15 protein-coding genes are annotated in these 18,545 nt (G+C 70.8%); 4 read left to right on the top strand and 11 right to left on the bottom strand.

The window, feature by feature from the left end:
- Nucleotides 1–113: 113 nt before the first annotated feature.
- From VIL76_RS11225 to VIL76_RS11250, 6 genes are all read right to left on the bottom strand, one after another.
- Nucleotides 114–2,300, bottom strand: coding sequence for a xanthine dehydrogenase family protein molybdopterin-binding subunit (locus tag VIL76_RS11225; protein ID WP_332045120.1), 2,187 nt, complete (start codon nt 2,298–2,300; stop codon nt 114–116).
- Between the two features lie 4 nt (nt 2,301–2,304).
- Nucleotides 2,305–2,772 carry a (2Fe-2S)-binding protein gene (locus VIL76_RS11230; protein ID WP_332045121.1) on the bottom strand — a complete coding sequence of 156 codons (468 nt, stop codon included), beginning with the start codon at nt 2,770–2,772 and terminating at the stop codon, nt 2,305–2,307.
- 81 nt (nt 2,773–2,853) lie between these two features.
- Nucleotides 2,854–4,266 (bottom strand): sensor histidine kinase, encoded by a 1,413-nt coding sequence (locus VIL76_RS11235; protein ID WP_332045122.1) that lies wholly within the window; start codon nt 4,264–4,266, stop codon nt 2,854–2,856.
- Between the two features lie 142 nt (nt 4,267–4,408).
- Nucleotides 4,409–5,110 carry a TPM domain-containing protein gene (locus VIL76_RS11240; RefSeq protein WP_332045123.1) on the bottom strand — a complete coding sequence of 234 codons (702 nt, stop codon included), beginning with the start codon at nt 5,108–5,110 and terminating at the stop codon, nt 4,409–4,411.
- A gap of 1 nt (nt 5,111) precedes the next feature.
- Nucleotides 5,112–5,924, bottom strand: coding sequence for a TPM domain-containing protein (locus VIL76_RS11245; RefSeq protein ID WP_332045124.1), 813 nt, complete (start codon nt 5,922–5,924; stop codon nt 5,112–5,114).
- A complete protein-coding gene (locus tag VIL76_RS11250) occupies nt 5,924–6,610 on the bottom strand; it encodes a LemA family protein (RefSeq protein ID WP_332045125.1) in 687 nt (228 codons plus the stop codon). Before VIL76_RS11250 ends, VIL76_RS11245 begins: the two co-directional genes overlap by 1 nt.
- Before the next feature lie 96 nt (nt 6,611–6,706).
- Here VIL76_RS11250 and VIL76_RS11255 point away from each other — a divergent pair, with 96 nt between their 5' ends.
- Nucleotides 6,707–7,453 (top strand): class I SAM-dependent methyltransferase, encoded by a 747-nt coding sequence (locus VIL76_RS11255; protein ID WP_332045126.1) that lies wholly within the window; start codon nt 6,707–6,709, stop codon nt 7,451–7,453.
- Here VIL76_RS11255 and VIL76_RS11260 read toward each other — a convergent pair.
- From VIL76_RS11260 to VIL76_RS11270, 3 genes are read right to left on the bottom strand one after another with little or no spacing between them, the layout of a single operon-like run.
- A complete protein-coding gene (locus VIL76_RS11260; protein WP_332045127.1) occupies nt 7,450–9,297 on the bottom strand; it encodes an ABC transporter ATP-binding protein in 1,848 nt (615 codons plus the stop codon). The genes VIL76_RS11255 and VIL76_RS11260 overlap by 4 nt on opposite strands.
- Entirely contained in the window at nt 9,294–11,141 is a 1,848-nt protein-coding gene (locus VIL76_RS11265; protein ID WP_332045128.1) for an ABC transporter ATP-binding protein, read from the bottom strand. Before VIL76_RS11265 ends, VIL76_RS11260 begins: the two co-directional genes overlap by 4 nt.
- Nucleotides 11,142–11,200: 59 nt before the next feature.
- Nucleotides 11,201–11,797 carry a hypothetical protein gene (locus tag VIL76_RS11270; protein WP_332045129.1) on the bottom strand — a complete coding sequence of 199 codons (597 nt, stop codon included), beginning with the start codon at nt 11,795–11,797 and terminating at the stop codon, nt 11,201–11,203.
- Between the two features lie 260 nt (nt 11,798–12,057).
- Here VIL76_RS11270 and VIL76_RS11275 point away from each other — a divergent pair, with 260 nt between their 5' ends.
- Nucleotides 12,058–13,641, top strand: a complete 1,584-nt coding sequence (locus tag VIL76_RS11275; RefSeq protein ID WP_332045130.1) for an AMP-binding protein — start codon at nt 12,058–12,060, stop codon at nt 13,639–13,641.
- A gap of 250 nt (nt 13,642–13,891) precedes the next feature.
- Nucleotides 13,892–15,184: a metal-dependent hydrolase family protein gene (locus VIL76_RS11280; protein WP_414695430.1), complete on the top strand. Its 1,293-nt coding sequence runs from the start codon at nt 13,892–13,894 to the stop codon at nt 15,182–15,184.
- On the opposite strand, the gene VIL76_RS11285 is transcribed toward VIL76_RS11280, so the two are convergent.
- Nucleotides 15,181–16,323 carry a serine hydrolase domain-containing protein gene (locus tag VIL76_RS11285; protein WP_332045131.1) on the bottom strand — a complete coding sequence of 381 codons (1,143 nt, stop codon included), beginning with the start codon at nt 16,321–16,323 and terminating at the stop codon, nt 15,181–15,183. The two genes, VIL76_RS11280 and VIL76_RS11285, sit on opposite strands and share 4 nt — an antisense overlap.
- A 165-nt stretch (nt 16,324–16,488) precedes the next feature.
- On the opposite strand from VIL76_RS11285, the gene VIL76_RS11290 reads away from it, so the two are divergent.
- Nucleotides 16,489–17,655 carry a DegT/DnrJ/EryC1/StrS aminotransferase family protein gene (locus VIL76_RS11290; protein WP_332045132.1) on the top strand — a complete coding sequence of 389 codons (1,167 nt, stop codon included), beginning with the start codon at nt 16,489–16,491 and terminating at the stop codon, nt 17,653–17,655.
- Here VIL76_RS11290 and VIL76_RS11295 read toward each other — a convergent pair.
- On the bottom strand, nt 17,652–18,542 hold the full coding sequence (locus tag VIL76_RS11295; RefSeq protein WP_332045133.1) for a patatin-like phospholipase family protein: 891 nt from the start codon (nt 18,540–18,542) through the stop codon (nt 17,652–17,654). The two genes, VIL76_RS11290 and VIL76_RS11295, sit on opposite strands and share 4 nt — an antisense overlap.
- Nucleotides 18,543–18,545: the final 3 nt, after the last annotated feature.

The raw sequence follows: 18,545 nt of genomic DNA on the forward strand, positions 1-18,545 counted from the left end.
TCAGGAGGTCTGCGGCAAGAACTGCAGAGTCGGCGCCTGATCGCGACTCCCTCACCCGGCTCGCCTTCGGCGAGCTGTCCCTCCCCATGAGGGGAGGGAAAACTGCGCCTGCCTCAGGCCTTCAGCAGGTTGGTATCCACCGGCAGCGAGCGGATCCGCTTGCCGGTCGCGGCGAAGATGGCGTTGGTCAGCGCCGGGATCACCGGCGGGAGGGCGGGTTCGCCCAGGCCCGTGGGCGGGTAGGCGGTCTTCAGGAACTTCACCTCGATCTTCGGCGCATCGTTGATGCGGATGAGCGGGTAGTCGTTGAAGTTGCCCTGCACGGCGGCGCCGTTCTCGATGGTGATCTGCTGGTGCAGAGCCTCCGAGATGCCGTCGATCACCGAGCCCTCGACCTGGTTCATGGCGCCAGACGGGTTGATGATCTGGCCGCCGACGTCGGCCGCCACCCAGACCTTCTCCACCTTGATCGCGCCGTCGTTGGCCACGCGCACCTGCACCACCTCGGAGAAGTAGCCCAGGTGGCTGAAGTGGAAGGCCGTGCCCATGCCGGTGCGCGCGGGCAGCTTGGCCTTGCCCCAGCCGGACATGTCGGCGGCGGCCTGCACCACGCCGCGCATGCGCTCGGCGTTGTAGGCGGCGGCGCCCTCGCCGACCATCTTCTGGTCGCCCAGCAGGGCCAGGCGGAAGGCAACCGGGTCCTTGCCGGCGGCGTGCGCCAGCTCGTCGATGAAGGACTGCATGACGAAGGCCAGCGCATTGGCCCCCGGCGCCCGCAGCGGCCCGGTGGGCACGCCGAGCGGCATGACGGACACGTCGAGCTTGCAGTTCGGCACGAAGCGCGCCGGGAACTCGTTGTTGCTCATCCCCGCCGAGTTGGCGACCTGGGTCCCCTCGCCGAAGGTGACGAAGTGGTCCTGCCAGGCGACCAGCTTGCCCGACTGGTCCACGCCGCCCTTCAGGTAGTGGAAGCCGGCCGGACGATAGAAGTCGTGCTTCATGTCGTCTTCGCGGGTCCACAGGAGCTTCACCGGCGCGCCGGTCTCCCGCGCGATCCAGGCGGCCTCGACCATGTAGTCGTTGGAGAGGCGCCGGCCGAAGCCGCCGCCGCCGCGGATCATGTGGATGGTGATGTCTTCCGGCTTGAGGCCGAGGGTCTGGGCGACCAGCTGGCGGCCCGGCTCGGGGTTCTGGGTCGGAGCCCAGATCTCCATCTTGCCGTCCTTGAACTCGGCCGTGCAGTTCTGCGGCTCGAGCGGGGCGTGGCTGAGGAAGGGGTAGGCGTAGGCCGCCTCCACCGTCTTCGCCGCCCCGGCCAGGGCCTGGTCGACGTTGCCGTCGTTGCGGACGTTGCGCTGCGGGGCGCCCGCGGCCAGCTCGGCGGCGCGCTTGGCAAAGCCGGCGCTGGACTGGCTGGAGGTGGGGTGAGCGGCCCACTTGGTGTTCAGCCGGTCGCGGCCCTTGCGGGCGGCCCACCAGCTGTCGCCCACCACGGCGACGCCGGGCAGCAGGCCGGAAAGGTTGGTCCCGCCCTCGACCACGAAGGCCTTGCGGACGCCCTTGACGCCTTGCGCGGCCGCGAGGTCGGCGCTGGCCACCTTCGCGCCGAACACCGGCGCCTTCTCGTAGGTGGCGTAGAGCATCCCCGGACGGCGGATGTCGATGCCGAACAGCGGCGCGCCGGTGACGATCTTTGGCGTGTCGTACTGGGCCTTGGCCTTGCCGATGATCTTGTAGTCCTTGGGATCCTTCAGCGTGACCGACTTGGGATCCGGCGGCGTGACGCCCGCGCAGGCGCTGGCCAGGGAGCCATAGCTCGCCGTCCGGTTGGACGCCTTGTGCAGCACCGCGCCCTTCGAGTCGGTCGTGCACTCGCCGGTCGGGCAGTTCCACGCCTGGGCCGCGGCCTGGATCAGCATGACCCGGGCGACCGCGCCCACGCGGCGCAGCTCTTCCCAGTGCAGCGGCGTGGCCATGGAGCCGCCGGCGAACTGGCGACCAAAGGCCTTCGGATCGTTGTCGGCCTGTTCGACGCGCACCTTCTCCCAGGGCACGTCCAGCTCCTCGGCGATCATCATGGGCAGCATGGTCTTCACGCCCTGCCCGACCTCCGGGTTCTTGGCGACGATGGTGACGATGCCGTCGGGCGCCACGGTGACGTAGGCGTTCAGCGACTGCGCGCCGCGCGACTGGGCCTCGGCCTTGGCGGCGATGGAGAACGACAGCATCAGGCCGCCGCCGGCGGCGGCCGAGGCGGTGAGGAATTGGCGCCGGTTCGCGCCGGTTTCGATCTGGGTCATGGGCTTATGCCTTCACCGGCTGGCCGGAGGCCTTCTTGATGGCGGCGCGGATGCGCGTGTAGGTCGCGCAGCGGCAGATGTTGCCGCTCATGGCCGCGTCGATGTCGGCGTCCGTAGGCTTCGGGTTCTTCTTGAGGAGCGCGGTGGCGCTCATGATCTGCCCGGGCTGGCAGTAGCCGCACTGGGCCACGTCGAGCTCGGACCAGGCGGCCTGCACCTTCTTGCCCACCGGGTCGGCGCCGACGCCTTCGATGGTGGTGATCTTGGCGGAGCCCACGGCCGACACAGGGGTCACGCAGGAGCGGATCGGCTGGCCGTCCATGTGGACCGTGCAGGCGCCGCACGCGGCGATGCCGCAGCCGTACTTGGGACCCACGATCCCGAGGGTGTCGCGAAGGGTCCAGAGCAGCGGGGTGTCCGGATCGACGTCTGCCGTCTGCACCTTGCCGTTGACGTTGAGCTTGAAGGCCATGGAGCGCTCCTCCCTAAGAGCACCGGCATGGTAGGGCCGCGAGGGCTTTCCCCGCAAGGAAAGCCGTGTTTCAGCTTCGTATTACGGCGTTTCGGGACGGCGCGTGCGGCCCAGCGGGTTGTTGGGGTCGGCGCTGGGGAACTCGACGCGGGCTTCGAAGCCGCGCGGTTCGAAGGCGAAGTCGACCTTTCCGCCCTGGGTGCGCATTGCGCTCTCGAGCACCCGCGTGCCGAAGCCCTTCCGGGGGCCAGGCTTCACCTCCGGTCCCTCGCTCTCGCACCAGTGCATGACGATCATGCCGGGTTGGGTGTCGGCGCGGACGATCTTCACCTTGCCCGTGCGGTTGGAGAGCGCGCCGTACTTCACCGCGTTGGTGGCCATCTCGTGCAGCAAGAGGCCCAGGCCGACGGCGATGTCGCCGATCACGAACACGTCCTCGAACTCGTCGGACATCTCGATGCGGGCCAGGCCGAACGGGCTCAAGGTCTGCTTCACCACCTCGCCCAGCGGCACCGGTCGGCCGCCGGAGCCGGTGACCAGGTCCTGGGCGATGGCCATGGACTGCAGCCGCGCCATCAGCAGGGACTCGAGGTCCTCCACCGTCTGCGACGAGCGCGCGGACTGCTGGACGATGGCCATGATAACAGCGATGCCGTTCTTCGCCCGGTGCGCCAGCTCGCCCATCAGCAGCGCCCGGCGCTCCTCGGCGGCCTTGCGGCCGGTGACGTCGAGCGAGGTGCCGACCACCAGCTTGGCCCCGTCGCCGTCGGTGATCACCCGGCCGTGGGTGAGGATCCAGCGGGTCTCGCCGTCGGGCAGCTCGACGCGGTGCTCCACGGAGAAGTCGCCGCCGCCGTGGGCCACGGCGTTCTCGTAGACCTCCCGTACGTTCGGCAGGTCCTCCGGGTGCAGCAGCTCCATGTAGCGGCTGATGGTCATCTCGGCGTCGGCCGGCAAGCCGAAGAGCGCCTTGTTGCGCTCGGACCAGATCACGAGCTCGCCGTGCGGGTCCCATTCCCAGAAGCCCAGGCCGGTGGCCTCCACGGCCACCTCCAGGCGGCGGCGCTGCTCGGCGAGCTCGCCGGCGATGCGGCGGCGCTCGGTGACGTCGATCTGCAGCCCGTCCCAGGCGGTGGAGCCGTCCGGCAGAGGCCGCGGCATGGAGGCGATGCGGTGCCAGCGGACCTCGCCATCGGCGCGGCGCATGGCGACCTCGATGTCGAAGGGCTTGCCGGCCGCGATGGCCTCGCTCTCGGCGGCGACGAAGGCCTCGCGGTGCTCCGGGAGGATCATCTCGTAGAGCAGCATGGGGTTCTGCATCGCCTCTTCGGCCGAGACGCCGTTCAGGCCCAGGCAGCGCTGGCCCACGAAGGTCCAGCGGCGGGAGCCGTCGGCGCCGATGACCACCTGATAGGCCATGCCGAGCGCGCCGGCGTCCGGCTCGCGCCGCACCGCGGGCCCCAGCTCGTCGATCGTGTCGGCTGCGTCGTCCACTTCGGCTCCGCGGCGGTTGGGCCAGGCTGCCCCTCCCGGGCGCGCCCCACTTAGCTCAACACAACAACGTTTCGAGGCCGTGCCCGCCCCCACGGGCGATTCGCCGCATCGGCACGCTCAAAATCAAGCCTTTCCTGCAACCTCAGGTTCGAGGCAGCACCACAACCGCGTCGGGCAGCTCGTTGGGGTTGTCGCCGGGCCGGGCCGGAAAGTGCTCGGCGAGCACGTCGGCGCACAGCCCGATGGCCGCCGCGAAGCCGGCCGCGGGCTCGTTGCGCTTCAGCCCGGCGACCAGGGCCGCCATGGCCCTTTCCCAGACGCCGGGCTCCACCACCGCGGCGATCCCCTCGTCGGCGATCAGCTCGGCCATGTGCTCGGCCGCGGAGACGTAGATCAGCACCCCGGTCCGCTCCCGCGTGGCGTGCAGGTTCTTGGCCGCGAACAGCTCCTGCGCATGGCGGCGCACCCGCTCGCGTTTCAGGCCGCGCGGGGTGAGCCGCCGCCGCACCGCCGGGATCGAGCCCAGCAGGAAGGTCGCCAGGAACAGCAGGCCCTGCAGCAGCACGGCGTCCACCAGGGCCGCCTGCGCCGCCGCCCGGCCGGCGTCCGCCTGCGCCGCGGTCCAGCCGCCGAACAGGTTCGGCAGCTCGACGGTGACCCCGATCAGCAGCAGGAGGATAGGGCCGAGCAGGGCCACGCCCGCGGCCCAGGCCAGCGGCGTCTCGGCGTAGTCCGAACTCTCCTCGGCGACGACGCAGTAGATCTCGCCCGTGGTGCGGGCCTCGGCCTCGCGCACCGCGGCCTCGATCGCGGCCAGGTCGGAGGGGCTGAAGGATTCGCTCATCTCACCAGCTCCCCGAGGATCCGCCGCCGCCAAACGAGCCGCCGCCGCCGGAGAACCCGCCGCCTCCGAAGCCGCCGCCGCCGCCCCAGCCGCCGCCCCGGCGCCCGCTGCCAGAAGACAGGATCATGGGAAGCAGCCACCACATGCCGCTCCCCCCGCCGCGGCGCCCGCGCCGGCGGCCGCCGCCGAAGCTGCGCAGGACGCCGCTCAGGACCAAGAAGATGACGATCAGGGTGAAGATCGTCCCCAAAGACAGCCCGCCGCCGCCTTGGCGTTGCGGCTGCGCAGCCGCCTGGGCGACGCGCGCCTTGGCCTCCTCGTCGGGCAGGGCCAGTTGCTGGACGATAGCGTCCGTTCCCCGGACGATTCCCTGCTCCATCCGGCCCGCCTTGAACTCGGGCAGCACGGCGCGCTGCAGGATCACGCTGGAGAGCGCGTCGGTGAGCACGCCTTCGAGGCCGTAGCCCACCTCGATGCGCACCTTCCGATCGGACGGCGCCACCAGGAAGACCACGCCGTCGTCCTCGCCCTTGCGGCCGATCTGCCAGGCGCGGCCGAGCTGGTAGCCGTATTCCTCGATCTCGTAGCCCTGCAGGTCGCCGATGGTGGCCACCACCACCTGGCGCCCGGTCTGGGCCTCCAGGCCGGCGAGCTGCTCGGTCAGCCGCTGCTCGGCGGCCGGCGACAGGACGTTGGCGTTGTCGACCACCCGCCCGGTGAGCGGCGGGAACTTCGGCGCCGCGTAGGCGAGCGAGGCAGAGACGAGGATCAGGAGCGCGAGGGCGAGCCCGCGCGCTCCCGGGAGGCGGTTCATCACTTCGTGGCCGGAGCCATGGTGGGAGCCGGCGGCGCGGAGCCCGGCGCCGCGGCGCCGGGCTGGACCGGCGCGCCGGGATTGGCCCCGCCGAAGTCTACGGTGGGCGCGCTCTGCGCCGCGGCCGAGGCCTGGAAGAGCTGCATGGGCTTCGAGCCGCCGTGGATGGTCTTGGCCCAGAGCACGGTGGGGAAGGTCCGAAGGCTGGTGTTGTAGTCGCGCACCGCCTCGTTGTAGTCGCGCCGCGCCACCGCGATGCGGTTCTCGGTGCCCTCGAGCTGGCTCTGCAGGGCCAGGAAGTTCTGGTTCGATTTCAGGTCCGGATAGGCTTCCTGGATCATCATCAGCCGGCCGAGAACGCCGGAGAGCCGGTCCTGCGCGGCCTGGAACTGCTGGAAGGCGGCCGGGTCGGTGATCGTCGAGGCGTCCACCTGCACCTGGGTCGCCGAGGCGCGGGCCTCGATCACCTCGCGCAGCACGGTCCGCTCCTGCGCGGCGTAGCCCTTCACCGTCTCGACCAGGTTGGGGATCAGGTCGGCGCGGCGCTGGTACTGGTTCTGCACGTCGCCCCAGGCGGCGCGGGCGCGCTCCTCCTTGGTGGGGATGGTGTTGATCCCGCAGGACGCCAGGATGGGCGCGATCAGCAGGACGGCGGCAAGCGCCAGGCGTTTGCGAAGCGTGTTCACGTCTGTGGGGCTCCCCGATGAGTGCAAGCAAAGCTTGCGCACAACTATTTGGCCCCGGGATTGATCCCGCGCAATGGAGCGGCCATCGAAGCCCCAATGAGCGGGGATCGTGACTATTACGCCGAAGGCTCGCTGAGCGCCGAGTTCTACGACCTGGTCACGGCGGCCGACGGGAGCCTGGCGGGCGATCTGGAACTCTACGCCGGGCTGGCGCCGACGGGCGGCTCAGTGCTTGAGCTCGGCGCGGGATCGGGTCGGCTGACGTTTGCGCTCGCCGCCCTGGGCTTCTGGGTCACCGGCGTCGAGATCTCCGCGACCATGCTCGCGAAAGCGCGGTCCGCGGCGGCCGCCGCACGCGTGGAGCTCCTCCACGCCGACATGACCGCGCTCGACCTGGGGCGGACCTTCGACCTCGTCCTCTGCCCGTTCTTCACCCTGGCCCACGTGGCGCCGGAACCCGGCTGGCGCGACACGTTCCAGGTCGCGGCGCGGCATCTGAGGCCCGGCGGCCGGGCGGCCTTCCACCTGCCGCTGCGCCGGCTGATGGCGCTGCCGCCGCCCGATCCCGGGCGCGTGGTGTTCGACCGGCCGCTGCCGGGCGGAGGACGGCTGCAGCTCCACATCCGGGACCGCGCCTTCGACGACGCCTCGGGCCGACTCGACCAGCGCGTGGACTATGTGGAGCGGGGGCCCGGAGGCGAGGTGCGCCGCCGCTCGACCGAGCGGCTCACCTACCACGTCGCCGATCCGCGGCCGTTCGCCGAGGCCGCGGCGCTGGCGTCGGAGGGTCCGCCGATCCCGCTCGGCGGCGCCGGCCAGGTCTGGGTGTTCCGCCGGCCCTAGGTCTGCGTGGCGACCTGCTGGTCGTCGAAGCTGGCGTGGGCCGAGGTGTAGAGGCGGTGGTAGAGGCCGCCCAGCCGGATCAGCTCTTCGTGGTTCCCCTGCTCCAGGATCCGGCCCTGCTGCAGGACGATGATCCGGTCGGCGTCGCGGATGGTCGCCAGCCGATGGGCGATCACCATGCAGGTGCGGCCGGCGAACAGCACCTTCAGCGCCTTCTGGATGGCCTGCTCGGTGAAGCTGTCGATGTTGGCGGTGGCCTCGTCGAGGATCAGGATCTGCGGGTCGGCCACCAGGGCGCGGGCGAAGCTGATCAGCTGCCGCTGGCCCATGGAGATGTTGCGGCCCCGCTGGCCGAGCTGGGTCTCGTAGCCCTCCGGCAGGCGCATGATGAAATCGTGGGCGCGGACCGCCTTGGCCGCGTCGACGATGTCCTCCCGGCTCGCCGAGAGCGTGTTGTAGCGGATGTTCTCGGCGATCGTGCCGGAGAACAGGAACGGCTCCTGCAGCACCATGCCGATGCTGCGCCCGAGACTGTCGATGGTGACGTCGCGCACGTCGTGGCCGCCCACCAGCACCTGGCCGCGGTCGGCCTCGTAGAAGCGGTGGGTCAGCGAGATGATCGAGGTCTTGCCCGATCCGGTGGGGCCGACCAGCGCCACCACCTCGCGCGGCCGCACCTTGAACGAGACGTCGTGCAGGATCGGCCGCGTCGGATCGTAGCCGAAGGTGACGTTCCTGAACTCGACGGTGGGCTCGAAGTCCTGCAGCACGACGGCGCCGGGCTTCTCGGTGATGGTCACCGGCACGTCGAGCAGCTCGAAGATCCGGTGACCGGCGGCCATCGCCCGCTGCATGATCGTGTACTGCATCGACAGCATGCGCACGGGATCGAAGAACCGCTGCACATAGAGGACGAAGGCGACCATCACGCCCACCTCGAGCCCGCCGCCCAGCACCGCATTGCCGCCCACCACGATCACCACCGCCATGGCCAGGCCGGTGAGCACGTCGACCGTCGGCACCATGATCTGGCTCATCCAGGCCGCGCCGGTCTGGGCCTTGTAGTTGTCCCAGGCCATGCGCTCGTAGAGCTCGAAGTTGAGCGCCTCGCGCCGGGTCTCCTGGACGGTGCGGATGCCGTTGATGTTCTCCGCCAGCGCCGAGTTGGCCGTCGAGGAGGCGTCGCGCGCCCGCCGGAAGCTCACCTTCGAGAACGGCAGCCAGACCGCGCGGATCATGATCAGCGCGGGCAGGAAGGCCAGGGTGAGCAGGCCCAGCTTCAGGTCAAGGGAGACCAGCACCGCGGCGATGCCCACCAGCATCACGAAGTCGCCCACAGCGCCTGTCGTGCTCTCCAGGAACTCCTGCAGCGCGCCCACGTCGCCCTGCAGCCGCGCCATCATCCGGCCGACGTGGGTCTTGTCCATGAAGGACAGGCTGACGTCCTGCAGGTGGGCGAACATGGCCCGGCGGACGTCGAACACCACCCGGTTCGCCAGCCGCTGCGACAGCCACTGCTCGACGAAGAAGAAGGCGGCGAAGGCCGCGGCGGCCAGCGCGAAGAGGCCGACCATCAGCTGGAAGCGTGCGGCGTCGCCCTTGACGACGGAGTCCACCGCCTGGCCGACCAGCAGCGGGATCGCCACGTTGGAGGCCGCCGAGAGCAGCACCGCGGCCTGGGCGATGGCGACGCTCCTCCTGTGTGGCGCGAGGTAGGCCAGGAACCGCCGCGCGACCTTCGGATCGAAGGTCCCGAAGATGTCGTCGCCCTCCGGCGATCCCAGCGAGGCGCGCGGCGCCTTGCGGCGTTCCTCCGTCGGGCCGGCGGCCGCCTCCAGGCTCACGCCACCGCCTCCTCGTCCAGCTTGGCGTCGGTGCGGCTCTGCAGCTCGTAGAGGTCGGCGTAGACGCCCCCCTGTTTCAGCAGCTCCTCATGTCCGCCGCGCTCCACGATACGACCCTCGTCGAGCACGAGGATCTCGTCGGCGTGCATCAGGGACGACAGCCGGTGGGCGATGATCACCGTGGTCTTCGCCTGCGTCGCGCGCGCCAGGCCGTCGCGGACCTTGCGCTCGGTCACGGCGTCGATGGCCGCCGTGCTGTCGTCGAAGATCATGATCCCCGGCCCCGGCACGACGCCGCGGGCGATGCTCATCCGCTGGCGCTGCCCGCCGGACAGCGCCACGCCACGCTCGCCCACCCGCGTGTCGTAGGCCTCTGGCAGGGCGGCGATGTGCTCGTGGATCTGCGCCGTGCGGGCCGCCTGCTCGATGCGCTCATCCTCGGCCCAGGGATCGGCGTAGGCGACGTTGTGGCCCACCGAGGCGTCGAACAGGAACGCCTCCTGCTGCACCAGTCCGACGTATTCACGAAGGCTGGCGAGCGTCACCTCACGCACGTCCTGGCCGTCGATGGTGATCCGCCCGCCGGTCACGTCGTAGAAGCGGGGGATCAGCTGGGCGATGGTCGACTTGCCCGAGCCCGGCGGTCCCACGATGCCGAGCGTTCGGCCGGGCCCGACCTCGAAGCTGATGTCGCTCAGCACCGGCTTGCCGCCGGGCTCGTAGGCGAAGTCCACGTGCTCGAAGCGCAGCACGCCTTCGCGGGCCTGCAACGGCCGGGCGCCCGGCGCGTCGGCGATCTCCGGCTCCAGGTCGAGCACCTCGAACACCCGCTGGCCGGCGGACGTGGCCCGCGCCGCGGTGTTGAAGATCATGGCCACCTGCCGGATCGGCGCCTGCAAGAGTGTCATGTAAGCCACGAACTCGGTGAGCCGGCCCACCGTCATCTCGCCGGCCAGCACCTTGCGGCCGCCGATGTACAGCAGCAGCCCGAGCGCCAGGTGAAAGCTGGTCATCATCGCCGCCACGCCGCGGAAGCGGATGGTGATCCGGCGGTACTGGGTCTCCAGCACCTGGTCGGTGGCGCGGTCGAACTTCCCCAGCTCGAACTCGCGGCCGGCGAAGGCGCGGACCACGCGAATGCCCTGGAGGTTCTCCTCCATCCGCAGCGCGAGGCCGGCCATCAGCTCCTGCACCCGCAGCCAGGTCACCCGCAGGAGGAAGCCCATCCGGGCCAGCGCCCAGCCCGCGACGGGCACGAAGGAGAGCCCGATCACCGCCATCAGCGGGTCGACGGTGAACATCATCCAGGCCGCGAAGCCGATCAGCAGCATCAGCGACAGCGCCTGCAACAGGCCGTTCTGGATGAACACGCGGGCGCCTTCGAGGTCGAGCATGCCGCGGGTGATCAGGTCGCCCGAGTGGATCCTGTCGTGGAAGCCGAAGGACAGCCGCTGCAGCTGTTGGAAGAACGCCAGGCGCAGATCGTAGGCCACACGCTGGGACAGCGCCTCGCCGAGGTAGCCGGCGGTCATGGTGAGCAGTCCCCGCAGCACCGTGGCGACGATCACCAGCGCCGCGCTGACCACCAGCGCCGAGCGCGCCTCGTCGGCGACATCATGCTCCAGGAGGCGGCTCGCCTGATCGACCGCACGGCCGAACAGCTTGGGGAGCGTCAGGCTGGCGATCGCGCCCAGCACGGACGCGCCCACGGCCAGCGCCACCCGGCCGGGGTAGCGCATCGCCAGCCCGGCGATCCGGGCCAGCACCGAAGGCATGGCCGCGACGTCCACCCTCTGGACGTCAGACAGCGCCTCGCCTCGCCGCTCGGGCGGCGAATCACCCATCCAGATTGTCCACTTGCCAGGGGGCGTATTGTGAGGCGCCGGGCGTCGCCGCGCCAGTGCTACGCCGCCAGGCGGCGCTCCTCGGGCTGCGGCTGGACGCCCTCGCAGCACGCCATCACGTCGGCGACCCGGCCACCGAGCCCGCCGAAGCGCGAGGCCGCCGCACGCCACATGCTCCAGCGGCTGACCGGCCGGCGGCGGGCCAGGAAGGTCGCGGCGTAGGCGAACCCGCGCCCGGCTTCCGCCACGTCGATGACCAGCTGCAGCGTCTCCCCCGGCTCGCGGATGTTGAGGGAATGGGTGGTGTCGCACGACCGGCCAGACTGGAGCCGGACCGTCCCGCCCTGGACCGAGGCCGGCGCGAGATGCACCTCGCCGTGACCGTCGACGAAGCGCACCGCCGACAAGGCTCCGTCGGCGGCGTGGCAGAGGTAGAGGCAGAACCCACGGCTCCACAGGGCGACCACCGGGCCGCCGTACGCGAGGCCGGCCCGCGCCAGCTCGCCTTCCACTTCGGACTTCGCCGTGAGGCCAGACCTGCCGCTGTCGTCCAGCTCGACCAGCAGCATGGCCGCCCGCCGGCGGCGCCAGCCGCTGCGCGGCCGCGCCCACGCCTCGGTGATCTCGCCTTCGTAAAGTGACGTGGCCCCGTGCATCCCAAGACCTCCTACAGCCGTGCTCCAGGATCGCGCGGCTGAACCTGAACGGGAGGTGACCGAGGTCACCGTCCTGTATTCCAGCTGTACGAAGGACGATCTGACGCAGACGCAGCCGACATTGCACGTGGGCCGCCGGCCATGATTTGGTGGGCCCGAGGCCGGCGAGCTCAACGCGCGGGATCATGTCCTCCCGCGCCCGCTTGGCCCCCAAGGCGCCGTATTCAAGGCGCCGCGTAAGGGTGTGGAGGACGATTTCGATGCAGGATGTGAAGGAGCGCGTCGACCTGGATGCGCGGCTGGCGGCCGCGCAGACGAGCGGCATGACCATGGCCGTGTGGGCCGAGGTCCAGCCGGACAGGACGGCCGTCGTGGATCCCGACGGGCGCGAGCGCACCTTCGCCGAGGTCAACGCCAACGCCAACCGGATCGCCCGGCTGCTGCGCGGCGCAGGACTGAAGGCCGGCGACGCCGTGGCGCTGGTCTGCTCCAACCGCGCCGAGTTCGTGGAGGTGCTCGCCGCCACCCTGCGGACCGGGCTGCGCATCACGCCCGTCAACTGGCACCTGACCGCCGACGAGATCGGCTACATCATCAATGACTGCGAGGCCAAAGCGCTGTTCGCCGAGGCGCGGGTGGCGACGGCCCCCGCGGCCGCAGCGCTGGCGCCGAACCTGGTCCTGAAGGTCGCCGTCGGCGGCGATATCGACGGGTTCGTGGACTACGACGAGGCGCTGGCCGGCCTCGACGGATCGGACATCGAGGACCCCGTCCTCGGCAACCAGATGATGTACACCTCGGGCACCACGGGCCGGCCGAAGGGCGTGTACCGCGCCCAGCCGGTGCTGGCGCCGCCGGGCGTCTACCAGCAGCGCGGCTACGACGAAAACTCCGTCCAGCTCTGCGCCGGCCCCGCCTACCACGCCGCCCCGCTGGCCTTCGATGTGCGCGCCGCCATGGGCGCCGGCTGCCCGCTGGTGTTCCTCGACAAGTGGGACAGCGAACTGGTGCTGAGGACCATCGCCGAGCGGAAGGTCACCCACCTCCACCTCGTGCCGATCATGTTCCAGCGGCTGCTTGGCCTGCCCGACGAGGTGAAGGCCCGCTACGACCTCTCGAGCGTCAAATACATCGTCCACGGCGCGGCGCCCTGCCCGCCCGAGGTGAAGATCGCGATGATCGAGTGGTTCGGCCCGGTGCTGAACGAGTACTACGCCGGCTCCGAGGGCGGCGCGGGCTTCATGATCAACTCCGAGGAGTGGCTGCGGAAGCCGGGCTCCGTGGGCAAGCGCCCGGAGCTGCTGGGTTCGAAGATCCTGGACGAACAGGGCAACGAGTGCCCGCCCGGGGTGCCCGGGGCCATCTACCACCAGCTGCCGCCCGGCGGCGGCTTCACCTACTTCAAGGACGAGGCGAAGACCCAGGCCAGCCGGGTCGGCGACTACTTCACCATGGGCGACGTCGGCTACTTCGACGAGGACGGCTACCTGTTCCTCACCGGTCGCAACGCGGAGACCATCATCTCCGGCGGGGTGAACATCTACCCGCAGGAGGTCGACAACGAGATGATCAAGCACGAGGCGGTGGCGGACTCGTCCACCGTCGGCGTCCCCGACGACCAGTGGGGCGAGCAGGTGCGCGGCGTGATCATGCTGAAGCCCGGCTACGAGCCCACGCCTGAGCTGGAGCAGGAGATCCTCGCCTTCGCCCGCGCCAACCTGCCGGGCTTCAAGGTCCCGAAGAAGATCGACTTCGTCACCGACCTGCCGCGCTCCGAAGCCGGCAAGATCATGCGCAACAAGGTCCGCGCGCCATACTGGGAAGGCCGCGCGCGGCAGATCTGAAGATCACCTCGCCCGAGAGCGGCAGCGAACGGGAGAGGGTAGGGTGACGGCCGGCTGGGCCTACTCCGGATGTCAGACCCGGAGGCAGCGAGGTGTCCGATCCCGCCAGGGCCCTCGCGCGGACATCCGGCGCGGCTGCTCTGCACGAGCCGGCCCTCACCCTACCCTCTCCCGAGTCTTCGCTCGGGAGAGGCTTCCACCGGCGCCGCTCGCGCTGTTACATCCCCCCACCAGTTCTGCGGGGCCCTCCATGAAACGACTTCTCGCCGGCGCGCTTATGGCCGCCGCCTTTGCGCTGCCGGCGGCGGCGCAGCAGACGCAGACCACCTTCGTGCAGGCAGGCCGGGTGCTGGCCGATCCTGCCACCGGCCGTGTCGAGACGGCCAAGACCCTGGTCGTGCAGAACGGCAAGGTGGCGCGCATCGTCGATGGCTACGTGGCCGAGCCGGGCGGGCGCGTGGTGGACCTCAAGGACAGCTTCGTCCTGCCGGGCTTCATCGACAGCCACGTGCACATCACGTCGGAGCAGAACCCCAACGCCCGGCTGCAGGAGGTCACAGAAACCTCAGCCGACCAGGCGATGATGGGCGTGCGCTTCGCCAGGCGCACCCTGCTCGCCGGCTTCACCACCGTGGCGGACCTCGGTGCGGACAACGAGGCGATCTTCGCGCTGAAGCGCGCCATCGCCGCCGGCGACGTGGCGGGGCCGCGGATCCTGGCGTCGGGATCGGCGATCTCGGTGCACGGCGGGCACGGCGACGTAAACGGCTACCGCGAGGACGTCATGCACGTGCTGCGGCCCGGTTCGGTCTGCTCGGGGGCGGCCGACTGCAGCCGAGCCGTACGCGAGCAGGTCTGGAAGGGCGCCGACCTGATCAAGATCACGGCGACCGGCGGGGTGCTCTCCAATACCGCCGCGGGCCTGGCGCAGCAGTTCAACCAGGCCGAGCTCGACGCGATCGTCGAGAGCGCCCACCGGATGGGCCGCCGCGTCACCGCCCACGCGCACGGCGCCGACGGCATCGTCAGCTTCCTCAAGGCCGGCGGCGACTCCATCGAGCACGGCACCTACCTCGACGCCGAGGGCATCGCGCTCCTGAAGAAGAACAACGGCTACCTGGTGCCCACCCTGATGGCGGGCGACTTCGTGGCCCGGGTCGCCGCGGGTCCGAACAACTTCCTCACCCCGGCGCAGTCGGCCAAGGCGCTGGAGGCCGGCCCGAAGATGCTGGACATGGCCCGGCGCGCCCACCAGGGCGGCGTGAAGATCGCTTTCGGCACCGACAACGGCGTCGCCAAGCACGGCGACAACGCCTACGAGTTCGTGCTGCTGAGCCGCGCGGGCCTGACCCCGCTGCAGGCCATCCAGACGGCGACCGTCAATGCGGCCGACCACCTGCAGCTCAACGGCGTCGCCGGCAAGCTGACCCCCGGCCACTCCGCCGACATCGTGGCCGTGAAGGGCGACCCGCTGCGCGACGTCTCCGTCCTGCAGAGCGTCGGCTTCGTGATGAAGGAAGGCGTGGTCCACAAGGGACCTTAGGCCGGCAGCCCGAACGCCTCCCCGATCCGTGCGCAGGACGGCAGCGGGTCCATGGGGTTCTCGGCGAGGTTGCTCATCAGGGCCACCGCCATGCCCGCGTCCGGATAGACCACCAGCTGCGAGCGGCCGCCGTCGATGGCGCCGGCGTGGTGCCAGCGTCGCCGGCCCTGCTTGTCGCTGTCGATGCGCCAGGCCACGCCCACCGGCACGGGAACTTTGCCGTCGCGGGCCTTCAGCGGGGTCATCAGCTCGCGCAGGGACTCCGCCTTGAGGTAGCCGGGGGCCAGGTGGGTGGCGCCGAACAGGGCGAGGTCGCTGGCGCGACCGATCATGCCCCCGCCCGGCCACTTGTAGGTCGGGTTCACCGGCGGGGCGTTGAGCACCTTCCCCGTCAGCCTGGGCTCCATCGCGGTGTAGCGCGAGCCGGTCGGGACATAGGGGCTGATCCGGCCGGCCTGGAGGTTCATCGGGATCTCGGCCTCGATGCGCAGGGCGAGCGGCCCGCTCACCTCGTCCTGGATCAGTTGCGGGAAGCTCCTGCCCGAGGCGCTCTCCAGCACTGCGCCGATCAGGGTGAAGCCGAAGGTCGAGTAGTTGTAGCTCTCGCCCGGCGCCTTCAGCAGCGGGTCGGCGACGAAGATGGCCAGCATGTCGTCGGTGGTGCGGTAGTTGCGCAGGTCGATGCTGGGCCAGCTCATATCGCGGACGCCGTAGTGCCGGACGCCGCCGAGGTGGGCGGCGAGCTGGCGCAGCGTCGTGGCGCGATGCTGCTCCGGCAGCGTCGGCCGGTAGCGCCCGATCGGCGCGTCCAGCGCGACCGTCCCGCGCTCGACCAGCCGCATCAGGATGGCTGCGGTGACGACCTTCGAGGTGCTGCCCATCCGGTAGCGGTCCTCGGGGCTGGCGGGCCGCGCCTGCTCCAGGTCGGCGAGGCCGGAGGCCTGCGCCCACACCACCCGGCCGCCGCGCACGACGGCGGCGGACACCGCCGGGATGCCGAGCTCCCTGTTGAGGCGGGCGAGTTCCGCCGTGGCCGCCCTGGCGCCTCCGGCCCGGCGCGGCTGGGCGGCGGCGGCGAACGGGGCGGCGAGCGCCAGGCCGCCTCCCGCCAGCATGGCGCGGCGCGTGGTCTCGATCATCTGGGCGTCCCCTCTTTTGGGCAGCCTCGCCGCAGACCGGCGTTCGCTCAAGTGAAGCTTTGGTAAGTCGGCCCTGCGACGCAACAGAGCGTCACCCATCGTGTTTGGCGCGGCCGGACCTCGGGTGGCATATGGCCCCCGCTAGATTCGCGAGGCGCCCGATCCATGCCGATTCCCTTCATCGACCTGCAGGCCCAGCGCCAGCGCCTCGGCCAGCCGCTGGAGGACGCGATCCTGAAGGTGGTCCGCTCCGGCGCCTACATCATGGGCCCGGAGATCGCCGAATTCGAGACGGAGCTCGCCGCCTTCGGCCAGGCGCCGCACGCGCTGTCGTGCGCCTCTGGCACCGACGCCCTGATCCTGCCGCTGATGGCGTTCGGGATTGGTCCCGGCGACGCGGTCTTCTGCCCGTCCTTCACCTTCGCGGCGACCGCGGAGGTGATGCCGCTGGTGGGCGCGACGCCGGTGTTCGTCGACATCCTGCCGGACACCTACAACATGGACGCCGCCAGCCTTGAGGCCGCCATCGAGGCGGTGAAGAAGGACGGCGTCTACAGCCCCAAGGCGGTCATAGCAGTCGACCTCTTCGGCCAGCCCGCCGACTACCCCGCCATCGCCGAGGTCGCCCGCCGGCACGGGCTGAAGCTGATCGCCGACAGCGCCCAGGGCTTCGGCTGCACGCTGGGCGGCCAGCACCCGATCCACTGGGCCGACGTGGCCACCACCTCGTTCTTCCCGGCCAAGCCGCTCGGCTGCTACGGGGACGGCGGGGCGATCCTGTCGAAGGACGACCGCTTCCACGAGCTGCTGGTCAGCCTGCGCGTGCACGGCCAGGCGGTGAAGTCCGACATCGAGGGCCGCACCTTCGAGCACGACCCGAAGTACCTGAACGTCCGCGTCGGCACGAACAGCCGCATGGACACAATCCAGGCCGCGGTCCTGCTGCAGAAGCTGTCCATCTTCGCCGACGAGATCGAGGCGCGGAACCGCGTCGCCGACCGCTACGCCGCCGAGCTCGGCGACGTCGTCACCGTCCCCAAGGTGATCGACGGCGGCGTCAGTGTCTGGGCGCAGTACACCATCGAGACCGAGAACCGCGACGGCCTCGCCGCCCACCTGCGCGAGCAGGGCGTGCCCACCGCCGTCTACTATCCCATCCCGATCCACCGGCAGGCGGTCTATTCGGGCCATCCCACGGCGCCCGGTGGGCTACCCGTCACCGACGCCAAGGCGGGCCGGGTGATCAGCCTGCCGATGCACCCGTACCTGAGCGCCGACGACCAGGACCAGGTGATCGCCGCGGTCCGATCGTTCGTGAAGAAGAACGGCTAGCCCCAGAGCTCCTTCAGCGTCGCCGCCTGCGCCTCGCCCTGCGCCAGGCCGGCGCGCGCCGCGTCCGGGCGGCGGCGGAAGTCCATCAGGTTCGGCCCGAACGCCTCGACGCTCGCGTCGTCGGGCCGCACGACCACGACCGTCGAGCCGCCGTCCTTCAGCGTCTGGATTTCCTCGTCGAGACGCGCGGCGATGCGGTCGCTGACCGGGCCGCCGCCCGCCACCCGCAGCGCCACCACCACGACCACGTCGTAGCCGGTCGCCATGTCTGCGTTGGTCGAGGAGCGCATGCCGCCATCGATGTAGCGGCGCCCGGCGATGGTCACCGGCGGATAGATCCCGGGCACGCTGCAGCTCGAGGCCACCGCCCGGGTGACGCCGACCCCGGCGGCCTTGGTCCAGAGCCGGAACCCGCCGTCCTGCGCGTCGACCGCGGTGCAGGCGAAGTCCTTCTCCGGCCAGGCGTCGGGCGCGAGGCCGGCGAAGGACTTGCCGAAGCTGGCTATGAAATCGTCCTCGCTTATGGTCTGGGCCTGCAGGGCAAAGGCGCCGATCTCCGCCCGGGCCTCGGTGGGATTGCGCACGCCCGCCTGCGCCTCGCCCATCAACTGCATGAGCTTGCCGAGGTCCGGTGGCTGGTCCTTGGGTCCCGGGCCCGGCGCCGGGGGCGGCGGCCGGTTCGCCTCCGCCAGGATCGGCTCCGCCAGCGCGGCGACGTCCGCGCCCAGCGCGATCCGCGCGCCCACGAATGACCCGGCCGAGGTGCCGAGGATGAAGTCCGCGCCGCCCACGTCCACCCCCGCCTTGGCGAAGCCGGCCAGCAGCCCGCACTCCCAGGCGATGCCCACCGGCCCGCCGCCGCCCAACACCAGCGCGCGCGTCGTCATCTC

This window comes from Phenylobacterium sp., from assembly GCF_036563285.1.
GTDB lineage: Bacteria > Pseudomonadota > Alphaproteobacteria > Caulobacterales > Caulobacteraceae > Phenylobacterium.